At 63.0% G+C, this 11434-nt stretch carries 7 protein-coding genes; 3 read left to right on the forward strand and 4 right to left on the reverse strand.

Features of this window, described 5'->3' with window-relative positions; all coding sequences use genetic code 11:
* Positions 1–216 precede the first annotated feature (216 nt).
* Genes lpdA through aceE form a run of 4 tightly spaced genes read right to left on the reverse strand, consistent with a single transcriptional unit; the run spans position 217 to position 7109 of the window.
* Complete coding sequence (gene lpdA / locus BLT66_RS03145) at positions 217–2058, reverse strand: dihydrolipoyl dehydrogenase (protein ID WP_092755631.1); 1842 nt, start codon at positions 2056–2058, stop codon at positions 217–219.
* 16 nt (positions 2059–2074) lie between these two features.
* The gene (locus BLT66_RS03150; RefSeq protein WP_092755633.1) at positions 2075–2659 is read right to left on the reverse strand and encodes an Ntn hydrolase family protein; all 585 of its coding nucleotides are present in this window, start codon (positions 2657–2659) and stop codon (positions 2075–2077) included.
* Between the two features lies 1 nt (position 2660).
* Positions 2661–4346: a dihydrolipoyllysine-residue acetyltransferase gene (gene aceF / locus BLT66_RS03155; RefSeq protein ID WP_092755635.1), complete on the reverse strand. Its 1686-nt coding sequence runs from the start codon at positions 4344–4346 to the stop codon at positions 2661–2663.
* Between the two features lie 57 nt (positions 4347–4403).
* Positions 4404–7109 (reverse strand): pyruvate dehydrogenase (acetyl-transferring), homodimeric type, encoded by a 2706-nt coding sequence (gene aceE, locus BLT66_RS03160; protein WP_092755637.1) that lies wholly within the window; start codon positions 7107–7109, stop codon positions 4404–4406.
* A 207-nt stretch (positions 7110–7316) separates the two neighbouring features.
* Between aceE and BLT66_RS03165 the strand changes: the two genes are divergently transcribed.
* From BLT66_RS03165 to folD, 3 genes are all read left to right on the forward strand, one after another.
* Positions 7317–9863: a sensor histidine kinase gene (locus tag BLT66_RS03165; protein WP_218922549.1), complete on the forward strand. Its 2547-nt coding sequence runs from the start codon at positions 7317–7319 to the stop codon at positions 9861–9863.
* Positions 9864–9867: 4 nt separating this feature from the next.
* Entirely contained in the window at positions 9868–10491 is a 624-nt protein-coding gene (locus tag BLT66_RS03170; RefSeq protein WP_092755641.1) for a response regulator transcription factor, read from the forward strand.
* 73 nt (positions 10492–10564) lie between these two features.
* Complete coding sequence (folD, locus tag BLT66_RS03175) at positions 10565–11419, forward strand: bifunctional methylenetetrahydrofolate dehydrogenase/methenyltetrahydrofolate cyclohydrolase FolD (RefSeq protein WP_092755643.1); 855 nt, start codon at positions 10565–10567, stop codon at positions 11417–11419.
* The last annotated feature ends 15 nt before the right edge of the window (positions 11420–11434 follow it).

An 11434-nucleotide genomic window follows, 5' to 3' on the forward strand; every position in this document is an offset into this window, starting at 1 on the left:
AAGGCAAACGCCGTTGCAAAAGTGCCCTAGTGACCGACATCTTGGTTTCATTTAGAAAACGGCAACGTGTAGGACTTCGGAAAATAGTCATCAAAACCTAATCGCTTGGAACGTTTCCCCAGGAGTTGCATACTCATCTCGAATAAAAAAGCCGCGCAGCCCTTACGGAATCTGCGCGGCCAGCTACTGAATCAGTAGCAATCTCAGGCTAGCAACTTACTTGCGTGCAGGCGGCACGTCCGTGCAGCTGCCGTGCGCAATCTCGGCCGCCATGCCGATGCTTTCGCCCAGCGTGGGGTGCGGGTGGATGGTCTTGCCGATGTCCACTGCATCCGCACCCATCTCGATCGCCAGGGCGATCTCGCCGATCATGTCGCCGGCGTGGGTGCCGACCATGCCGCCGCCGAGGATCTTGCCGTGGCCGTGGGCTTCGGGGGAGTCGTCGAACAGCAGCTTGGTGACGCCTTCGTCGCGGCCATTAGCAATGGCGCGGCCAGAGGCGTTCCAGGGGAACAAGCCCTTCTTGACCTTGATGCCTTGTGCCTTGGCCTGGTCTTCGGTGAGGCCGACCCAGGCGACTTCGGGATCGGTGTAGGCCACGCTCGGGATCACGCGGGCGTTGAAGGCGGCGGCCGCCAGTTCCTTGTTGCCTTGCAGTTCACCGGCGATGACTTCGGCCGCCACGTGGGCTTCGTGCACCGCCTTGTGGGCCAGCATGGGCTGGCCTACGATGTCGCCGATGGCAAAGATGTGCGGCACGTTGGTGCGCATCTGGATGTCGACATTGATGAAGCCGCGGTCAGTCACAGCCACGCCGGCCTTCTCGGCGCTGATCTTCTTGCCGTTGGGCGTACGGCCCACAGCCTGCAGCACCAGGTCGTACACCTGCGGCGCAGGCGCAGTACCGCCCTCCTCTGCCGATGCGAACGTGACCTCAATGCCTTCGGGCAAGGCGCGTGCGGAGACGGTCTTGGTCTTGAGCATGATGTTGTCGAAGCGCGGCGCGTTCATCTTTTGCCAGATCTTCACCAGGTCGCGGTCGGCGCCCTGCATCAGGCCGTCGAGCATTTCCACCACGTCCAGGCGCGCGCCCAGGGTGCTGTAGACCGTGCCCATTTCCAGGCCGATGATGCCGCCGCCGAGGATCAGCATGCGCTTGGGCACTTCTTTGAGTGCCAGCGCGCCAGTGCTGTCGACCACGCGCGGATCAACGGGCATGAAGGGCAGGCGCACGGCTTGGCTGCCGGCGGCGATGATGGCTTTCTTGAAGGCCACGGTCTGGGTCTTGCCGGTTTTTTCCTGGCCTTCGGCACCCGTGGTTTCTTCAACCTGCAGGTGGTTCGCGCCGACGAACGAGCCCACGCCGCGCACGGTGGTGACCTTGCGCATCTTGGCCATGGCCGCCAGGCCGCCGGTCAGCTTGCCGATAACTTTTTCTTTGTGGCCGCGTAGCTTGTCGATGTTGACGGCGGGTGCACCGAAGTCGATGCCGAGGGCGCCGAGGTGGCTGACTTCGTCCATCACCGCGGCCACGTGCAGCAAGGCTTTGGACGGGATGCAACCCACGTTCAGGCAGACGCCGCCCAGGGTGGCGTAGCGTTCGACCAGGATCACCTTCAGGCCCAGGTCGGCCGCGCGGAAGGCTGCGGAATAGCCGCCAGGGCCACCGCCGAGCACCAGCACATCGCACTCCAGGTCGGCGGTACCCGCAAAGCTGGATGCGGTCGGCGCTGGCGCCGCTACAGAAGCTGTAGCAGCTGGCGCAGGTGCTGCCTGCACTGGAGCCGGTTTTGGTTCAGAAGCCGGGGCGGCGGCAGCGCCAGCCACTTCCAGCGTCAGCACGACCGAGCCTTCCTTTACCTTGTCGCCCAGCGCCACTTTGAGCGCGGTGACCACGCCGCCATGGCTGGACGGGATTTCCATCGAGGCCTTGTCGCTCTCCACGGTGATCAGGGACTGGTCGGGCTTGACGGTGTCGCCCACCTTGACCATCAACTCGATGACGGTGACTTCGTCGAAATCGCCGATGTCGGGGACTTTGATTTCTAGGGATGCCATTGCTTAAATCTCCACTTTATTTCTTGAGTTTGACGGTGAACACATCCACCGGACCACCAGAGTTCTTGTCGAATTCGCAGGCTGCCTGCACGCTGAGCACGGCCAGGTCGCGCGCCGATTTGGCGCTGCCCCAGCTGGCATGCAGGGCGCCCAGCGCGAAGCTGCGGCCCGAGCCTATGCCCCAAAATTCCTTGAACTCGAACACTTCACGGTAGCTGTACAGCCCGTAGATGCCGGTGGCATTGGCCACCACCACGCTGAACTGGCTGGACTCGTAGGGGTCGTTGTCGTCTTCTTTGGTTTGCAGAAAGAAGGTTTCTTTCAGCACCGGGTGCAGCCGGGTGAAGGTGTCGAACACTTCGTCCTTGCTGCCCAGCAAGAGCTGGTCTTTGGGCAGGGCTTCCATGGCCTTGCGCAGCGCGGGAAAGTGGGCCACCGTGCCCGCCATGCCGACGAAGCTGGCGCCCGCCGGGGTGTCGATCTTGAAGATTTTGCTGTTCTCTTCAAACCGGCTGCCCAGGCGGGTGTCGCCGAAGGTCACCAGCGTGTCGGCGGCTATTGCCACCACACCCGCCTTCTTGACCACGACGACGGTCGTCATATCAGAGCAGAACCCGGCGGAAGTCGGTGAGGACTTGACCGAAATAGGCGTTGAAGCGGGCTGCAGCCGCGCCGTCAATCACGCGGTGGTCCCAGCTCAGCGACAGCGGCAGCATCAGCTTGGGCACGAAGGCCTTGCCGTCCCACTTGGGTTCGATGGAGCTCTTGCACACGCCCATGATGGCGACTTCAGGGGCGTTGATGATGGGCGTGAAGTAGCGCCCGCCAATGCCGCCCAGGCTAGAGATGGTGAAGCAGGCACCGCTCATGTCGGCCGGGCCGAGCTTGCCGTCGCGCGCCTTCTTGGCCAGGTCGCCCATTTCTTGCGAAATCTGGACCACGCCCTTCTTGTCGGCGTCCTTGATGACCGGGACCACCAGGCCGTTCGGCGTATCTGCCGCGAAGCCGATGTTGAAGTACTGCTTCATCACCAGTTGGTCGCCGTCCAGCGAGCTGTTGAACTCGGGGAACTTCTTCAGCGCAGCGACGCTGGCCTTGATCATGAACGCGAGCATGGTCAGCTTGATGCCGGCCTTCTCGTTTTCCTTGTTCATGCTGACGCGGAAGGCTTCGAGCTCGGTGATGTCGCAGTCGTCGTGGTTGGTGACGTGCGGAATGATCACCCAGTTGCGGTGCAAGTTGGCGCCGCTGATCTTCTTGATGCGCGACATGTCCTTGCGCTCGACCGGGCCGAACTTAGCGAAGTCGACCTTGGGCCAGGGCAGCAGGCCCAGGGCCTCGCCACCGCCTGCCGCAGCCTTGGGCGCAGCAGCGGCCTGGGCCTTGGTCTGCACGGCGCCGGTCATCACCGACTTGGTGAAGCTTTGCACGTCAGAATCGGTGATGCGGCCCTTGCGGCCCGTACCCTTGACTTCATCCAGCGGCACGCCGAGTTCGCGGGCGAACTTGCGCACCGAGGGCGATGCATGCGGCAATGCGCCGGACGGTGCCACGGTGGGGTTGTGGGCCGCGGGCGCGGCAGCAGCCGCAACCGGAGCGGCTGCCGGTGCAGCAGCGGCCGCAGGTGCGGGGCTGGCCGCAGCTGCTGCAACCGGTGCCGGCGCTGGAGCCGCCGCAGCGGGTGCGCCCACGCCTTCGACGATAGCCAGCAGGTCACCGATGTTGACGGTGTCGCCCAGCTTGACCTTGAGTTCCTTCAGCACGCCGGCCGACGACGAGGGGATCTCCATCGAGGCTTTGTCGCTCTCGACGGTGATCAGCGACTGCTCTTGCTTGATGGTGTCGCCGACCTTGACCATGACTTCGATGACGGTCACGTCCTTGAAGTCGCCGATATCGGGTACGAAGATCTGGATCGGGCCGGAGGCTGCGGGTGCGGCAGCCGGTGCTGCTACAGGAGTTGTAGCTGCTGGCGCAGGTGCTGCCTGCGCTGCAGCCGCTTTGGGCGCTTCAGCTGCGGCGACTGGTGCGGGTGCTGCGGCAGCGCCACCGGCGACTTCCAGCATCACCACCAGCGAGCCTTGCTTGACCTTGTCGCCGATGGCGACCTTGAGTTCCTTGACCACGCCGGCCGCGCTGGACGGGATTTCCATCGACGCCTTGTCGCTTTCAACGGTGATCAGCGACTGGTCGGCCTTGACGGTATCGCCAGGCTTGACCATCAGCTCGATCACGGTGACCTCGTCAAAGTCCCCAATGTCGGGGACATGAATTTCTACCAATGCCATGTTGTGTCTCCAAAGTGCGTACAGGACCGCTGTGCGCGGTCCTGCGAGTGGGGGTTTTTATGCGTAGAGCGGGTTGATCTTGTCGGCCTGGATGCCGTACTTGGCAATCGCCTCGGCCACCTTGGCCGCCGGCACGGTGCCGTCTTCGCTCAGCGCCTTCAACGTGGCAACCACGATGTAGTGGCGGTTCACTTCAAAATGCTCACGCAGCTTGCTGCGGAAATCGCTGCGGCCAAAACCGTCGGTACCCAGCACCTTGTAGGTACGGCCCTTGGGGATGAACGGACGGATCTGCTCGGCGTAGGCCTTCATGTAGTCGGTGGACGCAATGACCGGGCCGGTGGAGCTCGCCAGCTGCTGGCCAACGAAACCGACGCGGGGGGTTGCCAGCGGGTGCAGCAGGTTGTAGCGGTCGGCATCTTGGCCGTCGCGGGTCAGTTCGTTGAAGCTTGGGCAGCTCCAGACGTTGGCCGACACGCCCCACTCTTTTTCCAGCAGCTCTTGCGCGGCAATCGATTCGCGCAGGATGGTGCCCGAGCCCAGCAATTGCACGGTGCCCTTGCCGTCGGTGGCGGGCTTGCACAGGTACATGCCCTTGATGATCTGCTCTTCGGTGCCGGCGGTAAGGCCAGGCATGGCGTAGTTTTCGTTCAGCAGGGTCAGGTAGTAGTAGACGTTGTCCTGTTGCTCGACCATGCGCTTCAGGCCATGGTGCAGGATGACGGCCACTTCGTGGGCGAAGGTCGGGTCGTAGCTGATGCAGTTCGGAATCGTGCCGGCCATGATGTGGCTATGGCCGTCTTCGTGCTGCAGGCCTTCGCCGTTCAGCGTGGTGCGGCCCGAGGTGCCGCCCAGCAGGAAGCCGCGGGCTTGCATATCGCCAGCAGCCCAGGCCAGGTCGCCAATGCGCTGGAAGCCGAACATCGAGTAGTACACGTAGAACGGCACCATGATGCGGTTGCTGGTGCTGTAGCTGGTGGCCGCAGCGATCCAGCTGGACATGCCGCCGGCTTCGTTGATGCCTTCTTGCAGGATCTGGCCGGCTTTGTCTTCCTTGTAGTACATGACCTGGTCTTTATCGACCGGGGTGTACTGCTGGCCAGCGGGGTTGTAGATACCGATCTGGCGGAACAGGCCTTCCATACCGAAGGTACGGGCTTCGTCAACCAGGATCGGCACCACGCGTGGGCCCAGGGCCTGGTCGCGCAGCAGCGTGGTCAAGAAGCGCACATAGGCTTGGGTGGTGGAGATCTCACGGCCTTCGGGCGTGGGCTCGATCACCGACTTGAAGGTTTCCAGCGCCGGCACGGTAAAGCTCTCGTCGGCCTTGGTGCGGCGGTGTGGCAGGTAGCCGCCCAGGGCCTTGCGGCGCTCGTGCAGGTACTGCATTTCCGGGGTGTCGTCGGCCGGCTTGTAGAACGGGATCTCGGCCAGTTGGCTGTCTGGAATTGGGATGTTGAAGCGGTCGCGGAAGATCTTGATGTCTTCGTCGGTCAGCTTCTTGGTCTGGTGGACGTTGTTCTTGCCTTCGCCGCTCTTGCCCATGCCGAAGCCCTTGACGGTCTTAATCAGCAGCACGGTCGGTTGGCCGGTGTGGTTGACCGCCTTGTCGTAGGCCGCGTAAACCTTCTTGGCATCATGGCCGCCGCGCTTCAGGGCGAAGATTTCGTCGTCGCTCATGTGGGCGACCATTTCCAGCGTGCGCGGATCGCGGCCGAAGAAATGCTTGCGCACATAGGCACCGTCGTTGGCCTTGAAGGCCTGGTAGTCGCCGTCCAGCGTGTCCATCATCAGCTTTTGCAGCGCGCCGTCCTTGTCGCGGGCCAGCAAGGTGTCCCACTCGCTGCCCCACAGCAGCTTGATCACGTTCCAGCCGGCACCGCGGAATTCGCCTTCCAGCTCTTGCACGATCTTGCCGTTGCCGCGCACCGGGCCGTCCAGGCGCTGCAGATTGCAGTTGACCACGAAGATCAGGTTGTCGAGGTTTTCACGCGCGGCCAGGCCGATGGCGCCCAGGGATTCGACTTCGTCCATTTCGCCGTCGCCGCAGAACACCCAGACCTTGCGGTTGGCGGTGTCGGCAATGCCGCGGGCGTGCAGGTACTTCAGGAAACGGGCTTGGTAGATGGCCATCAGCGGGCCCAGGCCCATGGACACCGTGGGGAACTGCCAGAACTCGGGCATCAACTTGGGATGCGGGTAGCTGGACAAGCCCTTGCCGTCGACTTCCTGGCGGAAGTGCAGCAGCTGGTCTTCGGTCAAACGGCCTTCGAGGTAGGCGCGGGCATAGACACCGGGCGACACATGGCCCTGGATGTACAGGCAGTCGCCGCCGTGGTTTTCGCTCTCGGCATGCCAGAAATGGTTGAAGCCGGCGCCAAACATATGGGCCAGCGAGGCAAAGGAGCCGATGTGGCCGCCCAGGTCACCGCCGTCTACCGGGTGGTGGCGATTCGCCTTGACCACCATGGCCATGGCGTTCCAGCGCATGTAGGCGCGCAGGCGTTCTTCGATTTCGATATTGCCGGGGCAACGGGCTTCCTGGTCGGCCGCGATGGTGTTGACGTAGGCGGTGTTGCCGGAGAACGGCAGGTCAATGCTGTTCTGGCGTGCATGGGCCAGCAATTGTTCCAACAAGAAATGCGCCCGCTCCGGGCCTTCGCTTTCGATGACGGCGGACAAAGCGTCCATCCACTCACGGGTTTCCTGGCTGTCTGCGTCGGTTGGGGCAGCTCCAGGCAAGCTTTCGGGTACAGCTGACATGCTTTGTCTCCTTTGTTGGTAACAGTATTTTGAGGGGTTGGGACGGCTTTTTTGAGCAGCATGTCTATTTTTGCACAAAACTTTGCTTGTTTCAATATATGGATAGTCATTTCACCATACGAAAAATAAAGCTTAAAAATTCAGTAATAACACGCATAGTTTTTTGCCCGCCGGGGTTCTATAGCGCGGCTCCCCTACACTTCGGGCATGCCTTCGCGCCCATCTGCAAAACCTCTGCTCTCCGAGCCCCTGACGCCTTCGCGTTGGTGGCGCCACTGGTGGCGCAAACAAACGCCGCACCGCCAGGACCGCTTCGCCATGCTGGCGCCGCTGATTGCGGTGCTGCTGTTTTTTGCCGCCATCGGTTCGTCCTTCATGTACCTGCGGCTGGAAGAAATCGACCGCGAACAGGAAGCCGTCAAGCGCGACGTGGAATACACCCAGCAGCAGATCCGCCTGCGCCTGCTCGAGCGGCAAGAGCAGCTGATGCGCATCGGCCGCGACATCTCCAACGAAGAGGTGGACGCGCAAGAATTCGTCAGCCGCGCCGAATCGCTGGTAGCCCAGCACCCCGACCTGCAATCGGTTAGCTGGATCGACGAGCGCCGCCGCATCAAGGCCAGCTACTCGGCGCCCAGCCTGCCCACGCCGCTGGTGCGGGTAGTCGATACCTTGCTGCGCCCCGGTGGCGATACCGAGAGCACCTTCAGCCTGGCGCGCGACCTGCAGCAGCCGGTGTATGCGCAGCCCGCGGGCTCGTCCGAGGTGGTGCCGCTGCTGCAGCTGCATATTCCGCTAGCCGACCGCGGCCACTTCGCCGGCGTCTTGCTGGCCGAATACTCGAATGAAAACCTGCTGCGCTACGGCGTGCCCGCCGAGGTGCTGGCCAAGTACGCAGTCGCCTTGCTGAACGGCAATGGCCGGGTGCTGGCCGGCAATGCCGCGCCCATCCACTCGGTGGGCACGCGCTTGCTGCCCTGGTCCAGCCAGTCGGAGGCCTATGAAATCCCGGTGTCGCCGGTCGGCAATGGCCTAGTGCTGCGGGCCCAGGCCTACCGCACCTCGCAGGGCGTGATCGGCAGCGGCCTGTTCTGGCTGGTTGGCGCCCTCAGCGTGCTGACCGCCTGGATGCTGATCGGCAACTGGCGCCACACCCGGCGCCGGCTGCAAGCCCAGCAGGCGCTGGTCTCGGAAACCAACTTCCGCCGCGCCATGGAAAGCTCGATGCTGACCGGCATGCGCGCGCTGGACATGCAGGGCCGCATCACCTATGTGAACACCGCGTTCTGCCGTATGACCGGCTGGAGCGAGTCGGCCCTGGTCGGCCACACCGCACCCTTCGTCCACTGGCCGGAGGAAGACCGCGCCTATCTGGCGGCCCGGCTGGAAGACGAGCTGAACGGCCGCACCCCGCCCGGCGGCTTCCAGGTGCGGGTCAAGCGCCGCGATGGCAGCGTGTTCGACGGCCGCATGTACGTGGCGCCGCTGATCGACGCCGTGGGCAAGCAGACCGGCTGGATGACATCCATGACCGACATCACCGAGCCCAACCGCATCCGCGAACAGCTGTCGGCCTCGTACGAGCGCTTTACCAAGGTGCTGGAGGCGCTGGACGCCTCGGTGTCGGTGGCCCCTATCAACAGCCACGAGCTGCTGTTCGCCAACAAGCTGTACCGGCTGTGGTTTGGCGTGCAGACCGAAGGCCATGAAAAGTTGGTCGCCCAGGCCGGCGTGCCCACCATCCCGTCCAGCGACGAGGCCATGGACGACGTGGACGCCTTTGCCGGCCTGCCAACCGACAGCTTGACCGACACCCAGGCCGAAAGCTCTGAGGTGTTTGTCCCCGAACTCGGCAAATGGCTGGAGGTGCGCACCCGCTACCTGAGCTGGGTCGATGCCCGCCTGGTGCAGATGGTGATTGCCACCGACATCACGCCGCGCCGCCGTGCCGAAGAGCAATCGGCCGCCCAGGCCGAGCGCGCGCAAACCTCCAGCCGCCTGATCACCATGGGCGAAATGGCCTCCAGCGTGGCCCACGAGCTGAACCAACCCTTGGCCGCCATCAGCAACTACTGCAACGGCATGGTGTCGCGCATCAAGGGCAATGGTATTGCCGAAGCCGACCTGCTGGCCGCACTGGACAAAACCGCCCGCCAGGCCCAGCGCGCCGGCCAGATCATCCAGCGCATCCAGTCTTTCGTGAAACGCAGCGAGCCCAACCGCACCCCGTCCGACGTAGAGCACATGGTCTCCGAAGCGGTGGAACTGGCTGGCATCGAGCTGCGCCGGCGCAATGTGCGGCTCAGCCATTACGTGGCGGCACGCCTGCCGCGCCTGCAGGTCGACCCGATTCTGATCGAACAGGTGCTGGTGAATCTGCTGCGCAACGCCGCCGAGGCCATCGACCTGGCGCAGCGCCCCACGGCCCAGCGCAATATTGAACTGCGCGTCATCCCCAAGCTGATGGACGACAAGGCCGGCATCGAGTTTTCGGTATCCGACACCGGCCGAGGCCTGGCACCCGAAGTGCAGGAACGGCTGTTTGAAGCCTTCTTCTCGACCAAGGCCGAAGGCATGGGCATTGGCCTGAACCTGTGCCGCACGATTGTCGAGTCGCACCTGGGCCGGATGCAGGCCGAGAACCTCTACAATGGAAACGAAGGCACAGGGTGCCGTTTTTCATTCTGGCTCCCGTTGGCGCAATCCTCTATCGCGCAGATTGGCCCAGCAAATACCCCCCCAACCCCGGAGTGACTGCATGAGTTTGATCCCCAAAAAAGGCACCGTGTACGTAGTCGATGACGACGAAGCCGTCCGAGACTCGCTGCAATGGCTGTTGGAAGGCAAGGACTACCGGGTCCGTTGCTTCGATTCCGCAGAGTCCTTTTTAAGCCGTTTTGATGCGCGCGAAGTGGCCTGCCTGATCGTCGACATCCGCATGGGTGGCATGACCGGGCTGGAGCTGCAAGACCGCCTGATCGAGCGCAAGTCGCCCTTGCCCATCGTCTTCATCACCGGCCACGGCGACGTGCCCATGGCGGTGGACACGATGAAAAAGGGCGCCATGGATTTCATCCAGAAGCCTTTCAAGGAAGACGAGCTGGTCGGCCTGGTCGAGCGCATGCTGGAACACGCCAAAGACGCCTTCACCGACCACCAGCAAGCCGCCAGCCGCGGCGTGCTGCTGTCCAAGCTGACCTCGCGCGAAAGCCAGGTGCTGGAACGCATCGTCGCCGGCCGCCTGAACAAACAGATCGCCGACGACCTGGGCATCAGCATCAAGACGGTGGAAGCGCACCGCGCCAACATCATGGAAAAGCTCAACGCCAACACCGTGGCCGACCTTCTGAAAATCGCCTTGGGACAAGCTGCACCCAAGTAATACTACCAATTCGATAGCACCTCACGCCCGTCTGATCTGCGTCAACGGGCGTTTTTACTTATATTTTTGAACGATGACCGCTGAACTGATCGATGGCAATGCCCTGTCCAAACAATTGCGCCAGGACGTAGCCGCCCGTGCCGCCGCCCTGCGCGCCCGCGGCACCACGCCCGGCCTGGCCGTGGTGCTGGTCGGCGACAACCCCGCCAGCCAGGTCTATGTGCGCAACAAGGTCAAGGCCTGCGAAGACAGCGGCCTGCACTCGGTACTCGAAAAATACAACGCCGACCTATCCGAAGCCGACCTGCTGGCCCGGGTCGACGCGCTGAACCACGACCCGGCCATCCACGGCATCCTGGTACAGCTGCCGCTGCCCGCGCACATCGACGCGCAAAAAGTGATTGAAGCCATCTCCCCCGCCAAGGACGTAGACGGCTTCCACATCGCCAGCGCTGGCGCACTGATGACCGGTGCCCCCGGCTTTTGGCCCTGCACCCCCTACGGCTGCATGAAGATGCTGGAAAGCATTGGCTACGACCTGCGCGGCAAGCATGCGGTGGTCATCGGCCGCAGCAACATCGTCGGCAAACCTATGGCGCTGATGCTGCTGCAAAAGAACGCTACGGTCACCATCTGCCACAGCGGCACCAAAGACCTGAAAGCCATGACCCTGCAGGCCGACGTGATCGTCGCCGCCGTGGGCAAGCGCAATGTGCTCACGGCTGACATGGTCAAGCCCGGCGCCGTGGTGCTGGACGTGGGCATGAACCGCGACGATGCGGGCAAGCTCTGCGGCGACGTGGACTTCGACGGCGTCAAAGCCGTGGCCAGCCACCTCACCCCGGTGCCTGGCGGTGTCGGCCCGATGACCATCACCATGCTGCTGGTCAACACCATGGAAGCTGCGGAACGTTCTGCCAGCTCTTGAATCGATAGAGTTCAA

Source organism: Rhodoferax sp. OV413 (assembly GCF_900104385.1).
Classification (GTDB): domain Bacteria; phylum Pseudomonadota; class Gammaproteobacteria; order Burkholderiales; family Burkholderiaceae_C; genus Rhodoferax_B.

What these genes read in the sequence shown, in the direction of transcription:
- BLT66_RS03165 (WP_218922549.1), top strand. Translation starts at nt 7,317, where the DNA reads ATGCCTTCGCGCCCATCTGCAAAACCTCTGCTCTCCGAGCCCCTGACG.
- lpdA (WP_092755631.1), bottom strand. Translation starts at nt 2,058, where the DNA reads ATGGCATCCCTAGAAATCAAAGTCCCCGACATCGGCGATTTCGACGAA.
- aceF (WP_092755635.1), bottom strand. Translation starts at nt 4,346, where the DNA reads ATGGCATTGGTAGAAATTCATGTCCCCGACATTGGGGACTTTGACGAG.
- BLT66_RS03170 (WP_092755641.1), top strand. Translation starts at nt 9,868, where the DNA reads ATGAGTTTGATCCCCAAAAAAGGCACCGTGTACGTAGTCGATGACGAC.
- BLT66_RS03150 (WP_092755633.1), bottom strand. Translation starts at nt 2,659, where the DNA reads ATGACGACCGTCGTCGTGGTCAAGAAGGCGGGTGTGGTGGCAATAGCC.
- folD (WP_092755643.1), top strand. Translation starts at nt 10,565, where the DNA reads ATGACCGCTGAACTGATCGATGGCAATGCCCTGTCCAAACAATTGCGC.
- aceE (WP_092755637.1), bottom strand. Translation starts at nt 7,109, where the DNA reads ATGTCAGCTGTACCCGAAAGCTTGCCTGGAGCTGCCCCAACCGACGCA.